This window comes from Lysobacter sp. Soil_N_51, from assembly GCF_057655755.1.
In genome coordinates this window covers 275,324-293,251 of sequence record NZ_JBDGLR010000008.1, presented here as the reverse complement: position 1 = coordinate 293,251, position 17,928 = coordinate 275,324, and the positions used below count along the sequence as shown (strand labels likewise).

Below are 17,928 nucleotides of genomic sequence, written 5' to 3'. Positions count from 1 at the left end.
GGCGCTCGTCGCGGTGTTCGCGGTGTTCGCGGTGGCACCGCGCTTGCGCGGGCCGCGACCTCATAGCCAACGCCACGGGCCGGCGCGGACGGTCAACGCGGAAGTGTTCGGATTTGCATCATTTGGCGCACGACGGCCAATGCATCGAACGCGGCGCGCGCCCGCGCAGCTCAGGTCGCGTCGTGGAAGATCACCCCGAGGGTATACCGCTCGCCCGCGCGCAGCCGGCTCACGCCATGCCGCATCGCCACCCGGTAATAGCCGCGCGCGCCGCGTACCGGCCGCTGATTGACCGCGAACACGACGGCGTCGCCCTGGCGCAACGGCACGACCTCGACCCGCGATTGCATGCGCGGCCGTTGTTCGGTCAACACGAACTCGCCGCCTTCGAAATCGCGTCCGGGCTCGGACAGCAGGATCGCAAGCTGCAGCGGGAACACATGCTCGCCGTACAGATCCTGATGCAGGCAGTTGTAATCGTCGGCGCGGTAGCGCAACAGCAGCGGCGTCGGCCGGGTCTGTCCCGCGGCGTGGCAGCGATCGAGGAAGCCTTGCAGCGTCGGCGGATACTCCAGGTCCTGACCGAGCTTTTCGTTCCAAGCCTGGGCGATGCGCGCCAGGTGCGGATAGAACGCTTCGCGCAGCTCTTGCACTTGCGACGGCAAGGGATAACGGAAGTATCGGTATTCGCCGCGACCGAACCCGTGCCGCGCCATTACCACCCGACTGCGATACAGCGTCTCCTCGTCGTAGCCGCGCGCCAGCGCTTCGCATTGCGCCGGACTCAACACGCCGCGCAACAGCGCATGTCCGCTGGCATCGAGCGACGCGGCCAACGCGATCCAGTCGCGCCGATCGGCCTGAAGCATCGATGCGTCGCTTCGCTGCGGCGATGCTGCGTCGGCCTGGATTTGGTCGGCGTTCATACGGCTCTCATGCATGACGAATGTCATTGATGATTTACGCATTCGCGCGCGCCGGATATCCGCTGCTTGCGCAGTGGCGCGGGTTTCATCGCCGACCTTGCCGAATGTGCTGTGTGGATATTCAGCCGCGAGCAAGAATGCCGCGCCGAATTTCGGCAAACGATTTCGAAACCCGAAAAAATCCATGACCAATGGGCTACGAAAACGTCCAAGTACCGTAATCAGAACGTTTAGTTCCTGTAAAAAACACGGAAAAATTCAGCTTCGATTGAAGCGCGATGACGATACTGCGCACACCGAATCCATTGGATGCCTCGCACGAGGCGCGAGATTCGGAATAAAACCAATAAAGAGGCTATGACCTTTATGAAGCGCGCATTGCTTGCCCTCACCCTCACCCTCGCCGCCGCCGTTCCGTTCGCCGCTTCGGCAGCCGAAGGCGTTTCCTACAACTACGTCGAAGCCGGTTACGCCAAGACCGACGCCAAGTCGAGCTTCGCCGACTCCGACGGCTGGGCCGTGAACGGCTCCTACGCGTTCGCTCCGAACTTCCATGTGTTCGGCGGTTACAGCAAGCAGGAAACCGATGCGAAGAACATCGTCTTCGGCAACGGCGTGTTCCGCACCCCGAGCATCGATGTCGACAACTGGAACGTGGGCGTGGGTTACAACCACGAACTGACCAAGCGCGTCGACCTGCTGACCCGCATCGCTTACCAGCAGAGCAAGGCCGACGTGAACGGCCTGAGCATCAGCGACAAGATCAAGGGCGGCAGCGTCGAAGCCGGCGTTCGCGGCACCCTGACCCCGAATTGGGAAGGCTACGCACTGGCCGGTTACCAGGACTACGACAAGGGCTACGACGGCAAGTTCTACGGCCGCGTCGGCACCTTGGTGAAGTTCAACCAGAGCTGGGGCATCACCGCCGACGCCAAGTTCCTCGACGGCGGCGAAAAAGAGTTCTTCGTCGGGCCGCGCTTCAGCTTCTAAGAAAGCGCTACCGACCAGCACTCCGCACCAATCGCGATTCTTCTCTCTCTCTCCCCCCTGAATCGTCGCGATCGAGCCCGGCTGAAAAGCCGGGCTCTTTTTTTGCGTCGCGAAATCGCGACCGGCGATCGCATCGACTCGCCGCCGCGCACGGCGGCACGGATCGACGCGTTCGCACGCGCGCGAACGCGACGCGGCGAAGGCCGCGATCGATCGGAGTGGTTGTTCCGGCGCGCGTCGGCCGGCTGACATCAACGCCGCAAGCGACGGCTCAACCGAACAGGTCGGCCGGGTACTCGGGCTTCTGTTCGCGCGACAGCAGCTTGCGCAAACCGTCGGTAGGGGTGATTTCGCCGTGCAGCACCGCGCGCACCGCGTTGGAGATCGGCAGTTCGATGCCGTGACGTTCGGCCTGGCGCATGACCTCGTCGGCGGTCTGCACCGATTCGACCACCTGGCCGATCTCGCGCACCGCGTCTTCGATCGACTGGCCGCGGCCGAGGGCCAGGCCCAGGCGGCGGTTGCGCGACAGATCGCCGGTGCAGGTCAGGACCAGATCGCCGAGACCGGCCAAGCCCATCAGGGTTTCGGGCTGGCCGCCAATCGCCTGATTCAGGCGCAGCATTTCGTTGAGGCCGCGGGTGATCAGGCCGGCGCGGGCGTTGAGACCGAGTTGCATGCCGTCGGCGACGCCGGTGGCGACCGCGAGCACGTTCTTCATCGCGCCGCCGAGCTCGGCGCCGAGCATGTCGTCGCCGGTGTAGGCGCGGAACGCCGGGCCGTGCAGCGCGTCGGCCACCGACTGGGCAAACGCCGCATCGTCGGAATGCACGGTCAGCGCGGTCGGCAGGCCTTGCGCGACTTCCTTGGCGAACGAGGGGCCGGTGACCACCGCCAGCGGCACGTCCGCGCCGAGCACTTCGCCGGCGACTTCATGCAGAAAGCGGCCGCTGCCGGGTTCGAAGCCCTTGGTCGCCCAGGCCACGCCGGCGTGCGGCGGCCGGTGCGGCGCCAGTTGGCGCAGGGTTTCGGCGAAGGCGTGCGAGGGCACGACCACCAGTACGAGGTCGGCGTCCTTGAGCGCGGCCGCCAGGTCGGTGGTCGCGCGCAAGGATTCGGGCAGGGCGATGCCCGGCAGGTAACGCGGGTTTTCGTGTTGCGTGTCGATGGCCGCGGCGCCGTCGGCGTCGCGGCCCCACAGCACGGTCGGGTGACCGTGACGGGCGATCAGGGCCGCGAGCGCGGTGCCCCAGGAACCGGCACCGAGCACCGCGATGCGCGGTTTCGGAGCCGTGGTGGCCGAGGCGGGTGAATTCATGCGCGCGGGCAGACCCTGAAAGTGATCGGACTCAGGCGTTGCCGGCGGTTTCCGCGTCGGCGAGGTTGTCGCCGCCCTGGGCCCGCTGGCGCATGCCTTCGGCGTACAGCGCGTCGAAGTTGATCGGCTGCAGGAAGAACGGCGGGAAGCCGCCGGCCTGGATCAGGTCGCTGACCAGCTGGCGCGCGTACGGGTACAGCACGTTCGGGCAGTGGGTGCCGAGCATCGCGTCGAGGGTCTGGGCGTCGAAGCCGACCAGGCCGAACACGCCGGCCTGCTTCACTTCGGCCAGGTACATCGACTTGTCGTTGGCGGTGCAGGTCAGGGTCACGCCGAGCACGACTTCGTAGGCGTTCTCGCCGACGCGCTGGACGTTCTGCGACAGGTTCAGCTGCAGCTGCGGCTGCGCGGTCTCGGCGAACACCGCCGGGGCATTGGGCACCTCGAAGGACACGTCCTTGACGTAGATCTTCTCGACGGTGAACGCGGGGCCGGTTGCGGCTTCGGCCGGCGCGACTGCGCCGTTGACGTTTTCTTCGGACATCGGGTGACTCCCCCAGCGGAATTGAAATCGGAAAAGAGGTCGATTATGCCCGCTCGCGCGGACCGGGACCAAACGCCCGGCCGGGTTCGCCCCTGCGGCCCGTCATCGACGACGAATCGAGTGAATTGAGGCGGGCCCGGCGCCAATCAAGGGCAAGGGCGGCAATCGCTCACGGATTGAGCCAGTGTGGGCGCGGCGCGTGGCGTATTCGCGACACGCGGCCGGTTCTCGCGACGGCGGGGCGGTGTGACAGCGGGCCGGTCAAGGCACGCCGGTTCAGCCGCGGCCCTTGATCAGCGGCAGGTCGGCCTGCTGCCAGGCCTGGACGCCGCCGTCGAGCCAATAGACCTGTTCGAACCCGGCCTTCTTGAGCCGCTTGGCGGCGTCGGCCGAGGCCTGACCGGTGCGGCACACCGCGACCACCGGCAGCGCCTTGGCGTTGGCCAACAGCTTGCTTTCCGGGTCGAACTGGCTGACCTGGACCGAACGGCTGCCGGCGATATGGCCTTTTTCGAACTCGCCGCTCGCCGACAGATCGATCACCAGGGCGTTGTCGCGGTTGATCAGCGCGGTCAGTTCGGCCGGGCGCAGGGCCTTGTAGCCGCGGAACAGGCGCGCGATCTCGGTGTAGACGATGGCGACGGTCAGACCGACGAAGCCCAGCGACAGGTACATGTGGCGGCCGGCGAATGCCAGCAGTTCATCAAAGCTCACGGAAGGCGGACTCACGCACGGGGCGAATCGGGGCGGGGGCCGGCACGGCCCTCGCGGGGCGGCGATTGTCGCCCAGGGCGGGCTGGCAAGCAAAACGGGGCGGGGTCGAGGCGGTCTGCGAAGTGCGCAAACCAATCCAAGGTGTTACTTGGCCCCTCTCCCGCGCGCGGGAGAGGGGTTGGGGTGAGGGCGGCAGACCTCGCGCCCTCATCCGCCCTGTCGGGCACCTTCTCCCGCGAGCGGGAGAAGGATTCGAGCAATGCAGAAGGACTGAGGCTTACTGCCCTTCCCAGAAATCCGGCAGGCCGCTGATCAGCCACCAGGTCTTGATTTCCGGGTCCCATTCCCAGGCCTCGGTGTAGCGCACGTTGCGCTCGGCCAGGGTGTGGCGGTTGATCACGCCGATGTTGACCAGGCGCACCGCGGTGCCCTTTTCCTTGTCCGCGCTGCTGCCGACGTCGTTGTAACCGGAAATCTGGATCTGCTTGTAACGCTCCAGCTGCAGCGGCGTCGGCGCCATCTTGGCGCGCAGCTCGGGCTTCATCAGATTGACCGCGCCCTCGAAATCGCCCCAGCGGATCGCCGCCGAGTAGTTGTACTGCATCTCGGTGAGCTTGTTGTTCTGGGTGCCGGTGGTCTGGCAGGCGGTCAGCGCGAAAGCGAACAGGCAGGACAGCAGCACGAATTTCAGCAAGCGCATCGCGGACTCCGGCGGAGGGGACGTTCGGCGTGCATCCTACCTGCGCCGTCAGGGCTTAGCGATGGCCACGTAGCGCGCGGTGAACTCGGTCGCGATGCCGCCCTCGGGCAGCAGCGCGCGCGCGATCAGCGAGGTGCGGGCGCGGCGGCGCTCGCGCAGGGTCGTCAGGAAACTGTTCCAGTCGGCCTCCGGCGCCAGCTCGGCATGCACTTCCAGATCGGCGAACAGCGGCGCCAGGTAGCGGATCTGGCTGTCGGCGACGAACACCTCGGCCTGCAGCCCGGCGCGTTCCAGCCCCAGCGACACCAGGCCCCACGAGGCCAGGGTCATCATCGACGCCAGACTGCCGCCGAAGGCGCAGCCCTTGTCGTTGAGGTGATGCGCCAGCGGCGCGCGCAGGCGCAGGCGCGTACCGTCGTAGCCGGCGACGGAAACCTGCATGGCCGCGACCGGCGGCATGGACTGGTAGTGCTGTTGCAGACGTTGCTGAGCGGCATCTAAGGGCATCGGGACTGGCTACGTTGGGGAAAGTGATGAGGCAGAACGAAAGCGGCGACCTGGAGCGAACACATGACGATTTCATGTCGACCCATGCGCTGTGCGCGATGCGTCGACGCGCGCGATCGCGACGACCCGCGACCGTCGGCGACTGCACGCGATGCGGACACTGTGCGAAGCTGATCGCATGAGCCGCACGCCGCGACAAACGACGCAACAAACGACGCGATGGTACGTGATCTCGTTGCGCCCGAGCGACGAGCATGAAGCATTGCGCGCGATAGCAAAACGATACGGCGGCGCATTGATCGAACTGTCACCTTGGTCGGTGCATACGCATAACAACGCTACGACGCGACGCGCGCTCGCGGATGCACTCGAGGCGACGCATATCGTCGTCACCAGCCCGAATGCAGCGCAGGCGCTGCACGATCTGCATGCGGCCGATCAACGCAGCGATGCGCCGTCGATGCGTTCCACACTGCGGCGCATGGATCAACATTGGTATGCGGTCGGCGCAAGCACGGCAGCGCGATTGCACGCGATCGGCATCGATGAAGTCGCATCGCCCGAACGCATGACCAGCGAAGGCCTGCTCGATCTGCCGTCGTTGCGACAACTGCACGGCAGCAGCGTCGGCTTGATCACCGCGCCGGGCGGACGCGGCGTGCTCGCGCCGGCGTTCGAGGCACGCGGCGCGCGCGTGTTGCGCGCCGACATTTATCGACGCGAGCCTTCGACCTTGTCGCGCTTCGCGATCGCGCAGGTGATCGGGCTCGACGCGCCGGCGGTGCTCGCCTTGTCCAGCGGCGAGGCCTTGCAGCAGGTGCTCGCGCAACTGCCCGACGACGCGGCGGCGCGACTGCGCGACGCGCATGTCAGCGCGGCCAGCGAACGCCTCGCTGAGCTGGCGCGGAGTCTTGGCTTCGCCGCGGTCACCCTGGCGGCCGGACCGCGTCCGCAGGACTTGCTCGATCCCGCCGTGCTGACGCGGCTACCCGGGGTGACGCTCAGCGAGCCGGAGCCGAAGGCGTCGACCGGGGACGATTGAGGTCGCGCGCCCGCGCACGGGCGATGCGAGCCGGCGCCGACCCGGCCGACCGCGCGCCAGCCCCGCCGCCCGCCGGCCATTTGCGCCGTCAAGGCGGTCTTGATGCGCTCATCCGGTAGCATGGCCGGGTCATGAACGTCCCCCTCGATACCGTGTCCTCGACTCCCTCCGCTTCCGCGCCGCCGCGGCGTGGCTCCAATGGCTGGCTGTGGCTGCTGATCGTGCTGCTGATCCTCGGCGGCGGCGGTTGGTACGGCTGGCGCGAATGGCAGCACCGGCAGGCGCGCGAACTCGCCGCAGAAGCCGATGCCGACCAGCGGCTGGACGCGCTGGACCAGCGCCTGAGTACCTTGCGCACCAATCAGGACGCGCAGAACCGCCGCATCGTCCAGGCCGACAGCACCAACCGGGTGCTGCGTGACGAGCTGCACGGGATCGGCCAGCGCGCCGCGCTCATCGAGGACAGCGTGTCCAAGCTCGCCGACCCGGACCGCCACGGCGCCCAGGCGATGCGCCTGGACGAAACCGAGTTGCTGCTCAGCCTGGGCCAGCAACGGCTGCTGATCGCCGGCGACCTGGAGGGCGCGCGCCGCGCCTACGCCCTGGCCGGCGGCGTGCTCGACGGCATCGACGATCCGGCCTACCTCAGCCTGCGCCAGACCCTGCTGCAGGAAACCGCCGCGCTCAAGGAACTGGGAATCGAACCGCGGGTGCAGGCCATGGCCAAGCTCGACGCGCTCGCCCAAGGCCTGAGCCTGCCGCCCGACACCGCGACCGCCGCCGCGCCGGTGCTGGCGCCGTGGTGGCAGCGCGCGTTCGGCACATTGATCGAAAGCCAGCCGGTTGATCGCACCGTTGCCGCGCACCCGACCGACCGCGCCGCCGCGCTGGCCGGCCTGCAGTTGGAGATTTCGCTGGCCCGCGCCGCCGCCGAACGTCGCGACGCGCCGGGTCTGCGCACCGCGCTGAGCCGCGCGGAGTATTGGGTGCAGCGCCTGTCGGCCGCCTCGCCCGTGCAACAGCGACAGCTCGCGCAGCTGCGCGAAATCGCCGCGCTGCCGCTTTCACTCTCGGTTCCTACCCTGGGCACCACACTGCAGCAATTGCGCCAGTTGCGTACGGCCCACTGATCCGGCCGCAACCCACGCCCGCGTCGTCGCATAGGCATCAACGCGCGCGCCTGGACGATTCCCGGCGCGCGAGTCAGAGCAAGGAGCCACCGCAATGAATCTGTTCCGCAATCTGCTGTTCTGGATCGTGCTCGCGCTGGTCGGCGCGTTGGCCGCGCAACTGCTGGTGCAGGATCCGGGCAAGGTCGTCGTCACCTACGGCGGCATGAACTACTTCACCAACGTGCCCAAGGCACTGCTGATACTGATCGGCGGATTGCTGGCGCTGTGGCTGGTGTGGAAGGTGCTCAGCCTGCCGTTCACCGCGGTGCGCCGGCATCGCAAGAAGCAGGCGCGCGCGCGTCTGATCGATGGCCTGGATGCGCTTCATCAGGGCCATTGGACCCGCGCCGAGAAATCGCTGGCGCAGGCCGCGCGCAACCGCGACGTGGCCGCGATCGCCGGCGTCGCCGCCGCGCGTGCCGCCGCCGCGCGCGGCGATGCGGCGGCGAAGGTGCAATACCTCGATGCCCTGGCCGCCGACCATCCGGTCGCGCGCGCCCTGGCCACCGCCGATCTGGCCTTGGCCGAAGACCGTCCCGGCGACGCGCTGGCCGCGCTCGACATGCCCACCGCGCAACCGCTGCCGCCGCGCGGCCTGGCCCTGCGTGCGCAAGCGCTGGCCGCGCTCGGCCGCGCCGGCGAGGCCTACGGCCTGCTCGGCGCATTGCGTCAGCACAACGTCTGGCCGGCCGAACGCCTGAGCCAGTACGAAGCCGCCTGGGCCGAAGCCGCGCTGCGGGAAGCCGCCGACGCGAACGTGCTCGCCGATCATTGGGAAACCCTGCCCAAGCCGCTCAAGACCGAACCGGCCGCGGTCGCCGCCTACGCCGAACGCGCCGCCGCGCTGCGTTGGGAGGAAGCCGCCGCCAAGAGCCTGGAACAGGCTCTGGACACGCGCTGGGACGAATCGCTGGCCGCGCTGTACGGCCGTCTGCCGATCGGTCGCCTCGACGCGCGCCGCGCCAACGCCGAACGCTGGCTGCAGGCCCATCCCGGCAGCCCCGGCCTGCTGGTGAGCCTGGCCCGCCTCGCCCGCGCGCAGGGACAGTGGCCGCAGGCCGAAGCCTATCTGCACCGCGCCCTGGCCCAGGGCGCCAACAGCGAAGCCTGGGAAGAACTCGGCCACGGCTTCGCCCAGGCCGGCGACGAAAACCGCGCGCGCCTGAGCTACGTCAACGCCCTGCGCGCCGGCCGCGGCGAGGCGATCACCGAATTGCCGGGGCGCGATCTGCGCCAGAAGTTGTTCGATGAGGCGGTGATCGAGGAACGCGATGAGTTCGGGATGCCGCGGTTGCGCGGTTGAGGCGCGTCGTTATTCGTCCGCCGGAACGGCCGCCTTCGGGGCGGCCGTTTTGTTTTGGGGATGTGCGTTACGCGGATGCAGGTGGCGGTTATTGCGTCGGGATCGAGGTCGGCGCGGCGCGAGCGTCGTTTGGGGCTGCTCGGCGCGGATATGGTTTTCGATGTTGTCGTGGTGACGCGCGTCGCGGCTTGCGCCGCTCCTACAGGGAGGCCATGTGGCTTTCATCTGAAGTCAGGTTTCTTCTCCAGCGCTGCGCGACTTCAAGCTCGAGTAAAAGCTGCACGGCCTCCCTGTAGGAGCGGCGCAAGCCGCGACCGCGAAATTACGATCACGACGCCATCGCAGTGACATGGCGACATCTCGTCGCTCGAAATCTTGCTCAAACCACATCTCTACGGCACCACGCGCCTAACCCCCACCACCATCGAAACACCTGTCCCGTCTCACGCCACCAAAACGAAAACGGCGCATCGAAGCGCCGTCTCGTTTGTCACGCCATCGCGAAATTCAGCGCAACGCCACCGTCAACGTCGAAGGATCCGACGCCGGCGAACTGAAACTCACGCTGCCGCCGATCGTGCTCGCGCTGGTGTAGCGCGGGTCCTGGGTGTCGACCACCAACACCAGCCTGCGGCCGGCCGGGATGTCCCAGCTGGTCGCCTCCAGGCGCAGGTCGATGGTCTGCGCCACGCCCGGACGCGCGCCGCGCAGCGAGTACGGCTTGTGGCTGAGCAAGGTGCCGTTGCCGAGCAGGTCGACGCTGTAGAGATAGGCGAACAGGCTCACCTCGGACTGGCTCGGGGTCACCGTGAGGTGCAGCTTCGGCATGCCGCTGAGCTGCTGCGGCAACCAGTTCATCGGCGTCTGCCACACGCCCGCGCCAGCGCGCAGGACCAGCGGAATCGATGCCTGCGGCGCGACCTGCACCGATTGCAGGAAACCGCTGACAAAGGCGATGCCGGAATCGGCGACGGTCGGCAGGCCGGTCAGGATCGAATGGGTCCAACCGGTGCTCGGCGCGCTGCGCAGCTCACCGGTCGGCGCGATCAGCCCGCTCGGCCGGCTCAGCGCGAGCACGGTCGAACCGGTCTGCACCGCATTCCAGTCGGCATAACCGCGCCAGTCGCCGTCCTGCGATTTCAGCCGCACCGCCGGTTCGCGCTCGACCCCGTTGTCGATGCCCTTGAGGTGATGGTCGAACCAGCGCACCGCGCCGGTGTAGACCTCGTTGGGCAGGCCGAACGCGCCGGCGACCTCGACCGTGGCGTGATCGCCGTGGGCGAACAGCAATTGCTTGGGTCCGCTCAGGCCGGTGTAGAAGTCGATGTACTGGCCCGGCGGGAACAGGCTGTCGTTGAAGGCGTTGGCGAGGAACACCGCGGTGCCGTTGCGGTTCAACGCGGCCGCGTCGGTGATCGGGCTGCGCTGCGGCACCACCGGCAACAGACCCTTGACCGCGCCGTCGAAGTCGCCGAGCGCGATGCGCGCGGTGGCGCCGGCCAGTTCCGGCCCGGGCCGTCCGGTCAGCGAACCGGCCAGCACCAACAGCGCCGCGCCTTGCTGGCTGACGGTGCGGTTGGCGTACAGCGACGCCTCCAGGTCGGCCCAGCCGCTCAGGGCCGCGACCGCCTTGATCCGCGGATCGCGCTCGGCCGCGAGCAGGCTGATGCCGGCGCCATAGGAAATGCCGCTGGCGCCGATCTTGGCCGGGTTGGACGGGGTATGCGCCAGGGCCCAGTCGATCACCGCGCTGACGTCCTCGACCGTGCCCGGCCCGGCGATGTCGATCTGCCCGGCCGAATCGTAGAACCCGCGCGAGGTGTAGCTGATCACCACATAGCCCTGGCCGGCGAGCACCGCGCCGCGGCCGACGTATTCCAGGTTCGGCGCGCCCCAGCTGGCCGGCATCACCAGCAGCGGAAACGGCCCCGGGCCCTGGTCCTTGGGCACCATCACGAAGGCGCTCATCTCCGCGCCGTCCCAACCGGGAATGCGCTGATAGCTGCCATTGAAACCACCCGCCATCGCCGGAGCGGCGAACACGGCAAGGACCAGACACAACGCGAACCACGACCCGAGCTTGCGCATGAGGCTGTCCCCTCCCAGAGACTGTTCAGCACATTAAGATACGTTTGCGTATGGTTTGTTGCCGATCGACCGTACCACCGCGAATGGAGACACAACAACCGTGCCAGCGGAGCAGCTTGGTGAACCGGCGCGACTGCGATCACGGATCGGGGTTCGGGTGGGTAGTCGCCTGGCCGGCATCGCCGATGGATGCCGCGACCTGGGGCAACTAACCACGACCCGTGGCCTCGACGATCGGCGTATCGCCGCCTTCCTTTACCCCTCCAGCAGCCGCACCTAGACTGGCCCGCTGTGCGAACCCCACCCGTACATCCGCACCGCATCAATGGAGGATGCCCATGACGACCTCGGCCCGGACTTGCCGCAGCTTCGTCCTCGCCGCCAGCCTCGCGCTGGCGGCCTGCACATCGTCGGCGCTGCCCTCCAGCCCAGCCCAGGAGCCTCATGCCATGACGGACGCCGCCGTCGCCTCGCCCTATACCGACAAACCGGTGCACGCCAAGCTCGGCCCGCACCGCTTCGAGATTCCCGCGAATTATTTCGACACCCAGCTCGGCCCGGATTTCCAGGGCAACATGCGGCTGATCGTGCAGTGGCCCGACCTGCAGCCGCTGGCGCCGGGCGAGCGCTACTTCGAAGGCGGCGAACAGCGTTTCGCCCGCAATATCGACATCGCTCCGACCTACATCGACCGCGTGCCGCTGCAGACCAGTCTGGACCGAGCGCTGATCTCCAATGTGGACTCCGAGCAAAAGCGTCGCGAAGACCCCACGCTCAACCCCGACCTGCGCCTTCGTGGCGAACCGGTGTTCGGCCTGACGCCTTACTACACCGATTTCGCCAAGCTCGATGCGTACAACCTCAAGACCCACGGCGACAAGATCGGCCGCGCCGGCGATCGAGACTCGCTGTTCAACAACGACTGGTTCGTGGCCCGCGACGCGAACGGCACGCTGACCACGGTCATCAAATGCACTTCGCGCGAAATGCCGGACGGCGCCGAGATACAGGGCACCACGTTACGCCTGCTCGGTACGCCCAAGCTGTCGATGTGTTCGCACGATTTCACCATCGCCCGCTACGACGCGCGCATCAACGTCAGTTATCTGCGCGTGTTCATGCAAGACTGGCAGAAAATCGAACGTCGCATCCGCGACCTTTTCGACCAGTACCACATCAACGACGCGCGCTAAGGCGACGATTTCAAGGAGGACATCATGAGCGGCATGAACCAGCAGGACATGGAAATCCTGAGCCACTACGCGCGCGCGGGCAATCGCGAGCTGTACTGGAATTATCTGGCCCAGCACACCGGCAACGACGGCTACGGCCTGCTGGCGCTGGGCGTGGTGCGCAACGACAACGCCCCCGGTCAGGTCGCCAATCTGTATGCGGACAACCGGGCGCGCAGCGATGGCCGCAATCTGAGCGAACGCGACTGGGAAAATTTCGGCGTCGACCTGATCCGCAGGGACCTCGCCCTGCGTCAGCAACACTTCGCCGACGGCCGGCCCGAGCGGGCGCTGAACCTGCCCGCCCAGGACGTACAGCGCGCGCACGACCAGGCATTCACTCACGCGCGCATCGATCCCAACGCCTGGACCCCGCGAGTATTGCTGGAAGGCGCCCGTCGCACGCATGGCGAAGGCGAGGTCGAGCAAGTGTGGTCGCACATGCTTAACAACGGCGGCCTCGGCCTCGAGCGCGGCGGCAGCACGCTGGCCGACATCGCTCGCAACCTGCCACCGATGGAAGCCGCGGGATACACCGCGCGGCTGGGGCTGACCCGGATGGGCGCGGCCGCGGGCAGCCACCCCACGACCGATCCGAACACCATCGGCGGGCCGCCTCTCACGTTTCATTACGATCAGCGCGACCGCAGTTGGACGTCGATCAGCGGCGGCGGTGCGGGCGGGATGCCCTACATCCGTGAAGTGCGCGATCCCGCGCAACTCGCCCAACTCAACGACGCGCGCGCGGTGCGCCTGCATCGACAGGAAATGCGCGACGACTTCCATGAAGCCGACCCCAATCGCGGCCGGCCGATCGCCACCAGCCCGTGGACGCTCGCCGACAACACGCAGCCGGGCCTCACTGCGCCTGGGCGCGAAACGGCCGTGCAATTGGCCAGCGCCGCGCCGTTCGACCCGCGCCGCGAAGACCATCCGCAGCACTCGCTGTACTGCCAATGCCGCGAGGGCGTGCAGCGCCTGGATGCGGCGCACGGCCGCAGCTACGACGACGGCAGCGAGCGCCTGACCGCGCGCCTGACCCAGCTCGCCGGCGACAACCGCTTCGATCGGGTCGATGCGGTCGTGCTCAGCCGCGGCACCGATCGGCTCGGCGCCGGCGAGAACGTGTTCGTGGTGCGCGGCGATCCGTCCGACCCGGCCGCCCAGCGCGCGCATGTCAACACCCGCGAGGCGATGGAGACCAAGGTCGAGCAGTCGTTCCAGGCGCTGGCGATGAATCAGCCGCAGGCGACTCAGCAGCAGGCGGCGCTGCAGCAAGAGCAGCAGGCCGAACAGCAACGCAGTCCGGCGCGCAGCATGGCGTGAGCGCTGTGATTCGTGCCGGCGCTTTGGCTTCGGCGCGAGTCTTGATCGCCGCATGCGTTGGGCGATCAAACAACAACCGGATCGCGCCGCGCTCACCCGCGGCGCGATCCCGCCGCAACCGAACTTCGATCAAAAATCGACGATCGTGCCGTCCTCGTCCAACCGCGCATGCGCCACGCTGCGCGCACGGATCAACTGCAACTGCGCGTCGAGCACCTTGCGCATGTAGACCGCGGTTTCCGCTTCCTGCTTGCCCGGGAACGCACGGTCGCGGCGCAGCGCCTCGAAGGTCGCCTGGGCCTGATCGAAACGCCCGAGGCGACGCTGCAATTCGCCGATCAGCATGCGCGTGTGGTAGACGCGATCGCTGCCGGCTTCGCCCGCGGCGCGTTGCTGCATCGCCTTCAACGCCTCGGCGGCGTAGCGCGGATAACGTTGGCTGCCAGCCTCCCAGGTCGCCTGCAGCAATACACCGGCGATGCGCTCGGGCGATTCGCCCGACCAGGCCATCTGCTTGGCCAAGCGGTAATACGGCGTGTCGTTCGCGACCCAACCGCGGTACTCGTCCGACGCCACGAACGCGCGCAGCTTGACCAGTTCGGCGTCGCTGTAGCTGCGGTTCTCGTCGATCACGATGAAACCGTTGCCCGGGCACACCGGCAGCGGCGCCGGCGAGGCGATCGCGCCGAAGCGCTGGGTATCGAAATACGAGCCGAACGAGGTGCCCGAACTCATCAGCCGCGTCGAGAAGGTCTGGCCGTCGATCGGGCAGACGAACGATTGCGCGGTCAACCTCATCGCCGCTGACGACAACGGCAGCAGCGAGAAGGCCAGCAGGGCGAGAACGGTGGAAGTGGAACGGCGCATGACAGCTCCTTGTCGTGACGGTGCGCACATATTGCCCGAGCGCACGGCGCCTGTATGCGCCCGGCCGACGCGCGGCGGTCACGGCCGTCCTGCCGGCGCCGTTACCCGCGTTTGAGCTTGCATCCCACGGAGCGACCGACATGGCCCTGAGCGATCTGTTCTCGAACGGCAACCGACCCAACCTGCTGCTGATCATTACCGACCAGGAACGCAGCCTGCTGCAATGGCCGGCGTCCTACCAACCCACCCTCGCCGCGGCCATGCCGGCGATGCGCCAGCTCGCTGCCAACGGCATCGATTTCCAGGCCGCGTTCACCGGCGCGTGCATGTGTTCGCCGAGCCGCGCCACGTTTCTGACCAGCCAGTACCCGGCGGTCACCGGCTGCACCCACACCGGCGGCGCGCCGCTGCCTCCGCCCTCGCAGTTTCCCAATCTCGCCAGCGTGCTCAAGGCCGCGGGCTATGGTTGCTACTGGATCGGCAAGTGGCATCTGCTCGGCAACAACGAACCGGGCACGCAGGACGATGAGCTCGCTCAGTGGGGTTTTTCGACCTGGGACCCGAACGACGCCGGCATCAGCTTGAACGCGACCTTCCTCGGTGGCGGCACCTTGAGCACGGGGCCGGTCACGCCCGGCGCGCCTAACCAGAACGATCAGCGCTACCTCGCCGATGCGCTGAGCTTCCTCGCCGCGCCGCCGGCCGCGCCGTATTGCCTGGTGGTTTCGCTGGTCAATCCGCACGACGTGCATCTGGGTTATCTCAATCAGGCCGCGAGCTATTACGACCAAGCGACCTATCGCGCCACCGCCGCGCCGATCCCGCTCAATGCCGACGAAAATCTTTCGAGCAAGCCGCGCGCGCAATCGAGTTACACCTTCGCCCAGATGAGCGGCAACGACGGCGCCAGCGAGCAGGACTTCGTCGACTTCTATGCGTATCTGGTCGGTTATGTAGATTCGCAGATCCAGCAGATCCTCGATGCGATGAGCAGCGAACAGATCGACCAGACCTTGATCGTGCGTTTCGCCGATCACGGCGAACTGGGCTTGTCGCACGGCATGGTCGAAAAATTCGTCAACGCCTACGACGAAGCCATCCACGTGCCGCTGCTGTTCTCCAATCCCATCGCATGGCCGCAGCCGCAAAGCACGCAGGCGCTGGCCAGTTCGGTCGATCTGTTGCCGACCTTGGCCAGCCTGCTCGGCGTGAGTTCGCAATTCCCCGGCTTGGCCGGCACCGACCTGAGCCCGCTGCTCGAAGGCAGCCGCGGCTCGGTGCAGGACTATGTGCATTACACCTACGACGACATCGGCGGCAACGGTCCGAGCGTGATCCGCGCGATCCGTTCGGCGCAGTGGACCTATGCGGTGTATGCGCCGGCCGCGGGCGCGCAGAGCCAGGGCGGCGATTGGGAGCTGTACGACCTGTCCGCCGACCCGCAGCAGAACACCAATCTGGCCGGCAATCCCGCTTACGCCGATCAACAGATAGCGCTGGAAGCGGAGTTGGCGATACAGATGAAGGAGAAGGGGACGACGCCGGTGGGGTGGCCGCCGCTGTACATCGCGGGGACGAGTCGGGGTGGGCCTGCTTGAGGCTGAGCTATTGCGATAGCGGCGCTATATCAATTTCGCGCATACCTGCTCCCTCTCCCGCTTGCGGGGTGAGTGGGCGCCGCTTGCGAGCCATTGGCTCGCGCGCCCGCGAACGCCCAAACGCTATGCGTTTGGGCCGGGGTGCGGTTGGGGTGAAGGTGTGCGAAGCCAGACGTTGGCTGCGCAACCGTTATGCATTACGCGCCCTCATCCGCCCTTCGGGCACCTTCTCAGCTCTGCACTCCCTTCGGTCGCCGCGCGCGGGAGAAGGAAACAGCGAAGCTCAACGCTCCAAAATCGCCACCACACCCATACCACCCGCGGTACAGATCGAAATCAAACACCGCCCACCGCCACGCTGCTTCAATTCCTTGGCCGCGGTCGCGACGATGCGCGCACCGGTCGCGGCGAACGGATGACCGGCCGCCAGCGAAGAACCATTCGGATTGATCTTGGCCGGATCGATCCGCCCCAGCGGCGCGTCCAGGCCGAGACGGTTCTTGCAGTAGTCCTCGCTCTCCCACGCGCGCAGCGTGCACAGCACCTGCGCGGCGAAGGCTTCGTGGATTTCGTAGATGTCGAAATCCTGCAAGGTCAGGCCGTTGCGCTTGAGCATCTCCGGCACCGCCACGGTCGGCGCCATCAGCAGGCCCTCGCCGTGGACGAAATCGACCGCCGCGACCTGCGCGTCGCGCAGGTAGCACAGCACTTCGTGGTTGTGCGCCTGCGCCCATTCCTCCGATGCCAGCAGGCAGGCCGACGCGCCATCGGTCAGCGGGGTGGAATTCGCCGCGGTCAGGGTGCCGCGCCCGGAGGTCTTGTCGAACGCCGGCTTCAAGGTCGCGAGCTTTTCCAGGGTGCTGTCGGCGCGCAGGTTGTTGTCGCGCGACACGCCGCGGAAACTCACCACCAGATCGTCGAAGAACCCGCGCTCGTAGGCCGCGGCCAGCTTGAGGTGCGACGACAGCGCCCATTCGTCCTGCGAATCGCGCGAGATGTTCCACTGCTTGGCCATGTCCTCGCAGTGCTCGCCCATGCTCTTGCCGGTGCGCGGCTCGGCCACGCCGGGGAACTCGGGCTTGAGCTCGCGCAGGTGGAAGCCCTTGAACGCGGCGAGCTTGTCCTTGGTGCTGCGCCCGCGCGCGGCTTCCAGCAGACGCCGGCGCAGGCTCTTGCCGTACACGATCGGCACGTCGGAGGTCGTGTCCGAACCGCCGCCGATGCCCGCTTCGATCTGGCCGACCGCGATCTTGTTGGCGATGGTGATGATCGAGTCGAGCGAGGTGCCGCAGGCGCGCTGCAGGGTGATGCCCGGGGTCAGCGGCGACAGGCCCGACGACAGCGCGGCCTCGCGGCCGAGGTTCCAGTCGCTGCTGTGCTTGATCACCGCGCCCATCGCCACTTCGCCGAGCTGCTGGCCGTGCAGGCCGAACTTCTCGACCAACGCGCCCAGGGTGCGCACCGACATGCCCAGGTTGCCGACATCCGCATACGCGGTGTTTTGGCGGCAGAACGGAATACGCACGCCACCGAGCACGGCGACGGGACGGTTTTGGCGCATCGGCACACCTCGCAAGGAGTTCTCACAGGGCCCGTCGCGG

General features: G+C 67.3%; 16 protein-coding genes. 7 read left to right on the top strand and 9 right to left on the bottom strand.

What is annotated here, in order from left to right; genetic code table 11:
* Positions 1 to 170: 170 nt before the first annotated feature.
* Positions 171 to 926, bottom strand: coding sequence for a 2OG-Fe(II) oxygenase (locus tag AC3A4T_RS17280; RefSeq protein WP_487676485.1), 756 nt, complete (start codon positions 924 to 926; stop codon positions 171 to 173).
* Between the two features lie 366 nt (positions 927 to 1,292).
* On the opposite strand from AC3A4T_RS17280, the gene AC3A4T_RS17275 reads away from it, so the two are divergent.
* The gene (locus AC3A4T_RS17275; RefSeq protein ID WP_487676577.1) at positions 1,293 to 1,916 is read left to right on the top strand and encodes a porin; all 624 of its coding nucleotides are present in this window, start codon (positions 1,293 to 1,295) and stop codon (positions 1,914 to 1,916) included.
* Positions 1,917 to 2,187: 271 nt separating this feature from the next.
* Here the strand turns inward: AC3A4T_RS17275 and AC3A4T_RS17270 are convergent, their stop codons facing one another.
* From AC3A4T_RS17270 to AC3A4T_RS17250, 5 genes are all read right to left on the bottom strand, one after another.
* Positions 2,188 to 3,234, bottom strand: coding sequence for an NAD(P)H-dependent glycerol-3-phosphate dehydrogenase (locus AC3A4T_RS17270; RefSeq protein ID WP_056113403.1), 1,047 nt, complete (start codon positions 3,232 to 3,234; stop codon positions 2,188 to 2,190).
* Between the two features lie 31 nt (positions 3,235 to 3,265).
* A complete protein-coding gene (gene secB / locus AC3A4T_RS17265) occupies positions 3,266 to 3,778 on the bottom strand; it encodes a protein-export chaperone SecB (protein WP_036107609.1) in 513 nt (170 codons plus the stop codon).
* A 276-nt stretch (positions 3,779 to 4,054) separates the two neighbouring features.
* On the bottom strand, positions 4,055 to 4,492 hold the full coding sequence (locus AC3A4T_RS17260; RefSeq protein ID WP_036107606.1) for a rhodanese-like domain-containing protein: 438 nt from the start codon (positions 4,490 to 4,492) through the stop codon (positions 4,055 to 4,057).
* A gap of 277 nt (positions 4,493 to 4,769) precedes the next feature.
* Positions 4,770 to 5,192, bottom strand: coding sequence for a hypothetical protein (locus AC3A4T_RS17255; protein WP_487676484.1), 423 nt, complete (start codon positions 5,190 to 5,192; stop codon positions 4,770 to 4,772).
* A 48-nt stretch (positions 5,193 to 5,240) separates the two neighbouring features.
* Positions 5,241 to 5,699, bottom strand: coding sequence for a YiiD C-terminal domain-containing protein (locus tag AC3A4T_RS17250; RefSeq protein WP_487676483.1), 459 nt, complete (start codon positions 5,697 to 5,699; stop codon positions 5,241 to 5,243).
* Between the two features lie 178 nt (positions 5,700 to 5,877).
* Between AC3A4T_RS17250 and AC3A4T_RS17245 the strand changes: the two genes are divergently transcribed.
* The 3 genes from AC3A4T_RS17245 (at position 5,878) to AC3A4T_RS17235 (ending at position 9,216) form a co-directional block, all read left to right on the top strand.
* Entirely contained in the window at positions 5,878 to 6,741 is an 864-nt protein-coding gene (locus AC3A4T_RS17245; protein ID WP_487676482.1) for a uroporphyrinogen-III synthase, read from the top strand.
* 131 nt (positions 6,742 to 6,872) lie between these two features.
* Positions 6,873 to 7,871, top strand: coding sequence for a uroporphyrinogen-III C-methyltransferase (locus tag AC3A4T_RS17240; protein WP_487676481.1), 999 nt, complete (start codon positions 6,873 to 6,875; stop codon positions 7,869 to 7,871).
* A 94-nt stretch (positions 7,872 to 7,965) separates the two neighbouring features.
* Positions 7,966 to 9,216: a heme biosynthesis HemY N-terminal domain-containing protein gene (locus AC3A4T_RS17235; protein WP_487676480.1), complete on the top strand. Its 1,251-nt coding sequence runs from the start codon at positions 7,966 to 7,968 to the stop codon at positions 9,214 to 9,216.
* 507 nt (positions 9,217 to 9,723) lie between these two features.
* Here AC3A4T_RS17235 and AC3A4T_RS17230 read toward each other — a convergent pair.
* The gene (locus tag AC3A4T_RS17230; RefSeq protein ID WP_487676479.1) at positions 9,724 to 11,304 is read right to left on the bottom strand and encodes a CocE/NonD family hydrolase; all 1,581 of its coding nucleotides are present in this window, start codon (positions 11,302 to 11,304) and stop codon (positions 9,724 to 9,726) included.
* Positions 11,305 to 11,753: 449 nt separating this feature from the next.
* Here AC3A4T_RS17230 and AC3A4T_RS17225 point away from each other — a divergent pair, with 449 nt between their 5' ends.
* Both AC3A4T_RS17225 and AC3A4T_RS17220 read left to right on the top strand, forming a co-directional pair.
* Positions 11,754 to 12,497 carry a hypothetical protein gene (locus AC3A4T_RS17225; RefSeq protein WP_487676478.1) on the top strand — a complete coding sequence of 248 codons (744 nt, stop codon included), beginning with the start codon at positions 11,754 to 11,756 and terminating at the stop codon, positions 12,495 to 12,497.
* Between the two features lie 24 nt (positions 12,498 to 12,521).
* Entirely contained in the window at positions 12,522 to 13,862 is a 1,341-nt protein-coding gene (locus AC3A4T_RS17220; protein WP_487676477.1) for an XVIPCD domain-containing protein, read from the top strand.
* A gap of 129 nt (positions 13,863 to 13,991) precedes the next feature.
* Here the strand turns inward: AC3A4T_RS17220 and AC3A4T_RS17215 are convergent, their stop codons facing one another.
* Positions 13,992 to 14,729, bottom strand: coding sequence for a hypothetical protein (locus tag AC3A4T_RS17215; RefSeq protein ID WP_487676476.1), 738 nt, complete (start codon positions 14,727 to 14,729; stop codon positions 13,992 to 13,994).
* A 140-nt stretch (positions 14,730 to 14,869) separates the two neighbouring features.
* On the opposite strand from AC3A4T_RS17215, the gene AC3A4T_RS17210 reads away from it, so the two are divergent.
* Positions 14,870 to 16,327: a sulfatase family protein gene (locus AC3A4T_RS17210; protein ID WP_487676475.1), complete on the top strand. Its 1,458-nt coding sequence runs from the start codon at positions 14,870 to 14,872 to the stop codon at positions 16,325 to 16,327.
* Positions 16,328 to 16,610: 283 nt separating this feature from the next.
* Here AC3A4T_RS17210 and AC3A4T_RS17205 read toward each other — a convergent pair whose 3' ends face one another.
* The gene (locus AC3A4T_RS17205) at positions 16,611 to 17,903 is read right to left on the bottom strand and encodes an acetyl-CoA C-acetyltransferase (RefSeq protein ID WP_487676474.1); all 1,293 of its coding nucleotides are present in this window, start codon (positions 17,901 to 17,903) and stop codon (positions 16,611 to 16,613) included.
* Positions 17,904 to 17,928 lie beyond the last annotated feature (25 nt).

Excerpts from the sequence above, each read along its gene's own strand:
- AC3A4T_RS17280 (WP_487676485.1), bottom strand. The coding sequence starts at position 926 with ATGAACGCCGACCAAATCCAGGCCGACGCAGCATCGCCGCAGCGAAGC.
- AC3A4T_RS17275 (WP_487676577.1), top strand. The coding sequence starts at position 1,293 with ATGAAGCGCGCATTGCTTGCCCTCACCCTCACCCTCGCCGCCGCCGTT.
- AC3A4T_RS17270 (WP_056113403.1), bottom strand. The coding sequence starts at position 3,234 with ATGAATTCACCCGCCTCGGCCACCACGGCTCCGAAACCGCGCATCGCG.
- secB (WP_036107609.1), bottom strand. The coding sequence starts at position 3,778 with ATGTCCGAAGAAAACGTCAACGGCGCAGTCGCGCCGGCCGAAGCCGCA.
- AC3A4T_RS17255 (WP_487676484.1), bottom strand. The coding sequence starts at position 5,192 with ATGCGCTTGCTGAAATTCGTGCTGCTGTCCTGCCTGTTCGCTTTCGCG.
- AC3A4T_RS17250 (WP_487676483.1), bottom strand. The coding sequence starts at position 5,699 with ATGCCCTTAGATGCCGCTCAGCAACGTCTGCAACAGCACTACCAGTCC.
- AC3A4T_RS17245 (WP_487676482.1), top strand. The coding sequence starts at position 5,878 with ATGAGCCGCACGCCGCGACAAACGACGCAACAAACGACGCGATGGTAC.
- AC3A4T_RS17240 (WP_487676481.1), top strand. The coding sequence starts at position 6,873 with ATGAACGTCCCCCTCGATACCGTGTCCTCGACTCCCTCCGCTTCCGCG.
- AC3A4T_RS17235 (WP_487676480.1), top strand. The coding sequence starts at position 7,966 with ATGAATCTGTTCCGCAATCTGCTGTTCTGGATCGTGCTCGCGCTGGTC.
- AC3A4T_RS17230 (WP_487676479.1), bottom strand. The coding sequence starts at position 11,304 with ATGCGCAAGCTCGGGTCGTGGTTCGCGTTGTGTCTGGTCCTTGCCGTG.
- AC3A4T_RS17225 (WP_487676478.1), top strand. The coding sequence starts at position 11,754 with ATGACGGACGCCGCCGTCGCCTCGCCCTATACCGACAAACCGGTGCAC.
- AC3A4T_RS17220 (WP_487676477.1), top strand. The coding sequence starts at position 12,522 with ATGAGCGGCATGAACCAGCAGGACATGGAAATCCTGAGCCACTACGCG.
- AC3A4T_RS17215 (WP_487676476.1), bottom strand. The coding sequence starts at position 14,729 with ATGCGCCGTTCCACTTCCACCGTTCTCGCCCTGCTGGCCTTCTCGCTG.
- AC3A4T_RS17210 (WP_487676475.1), top strand. The coding sequence starts at position 14,870 with ATGGCCCTGAGCGATCTGTTCTCGAACGGCAACCGACCCAACCTGCTG.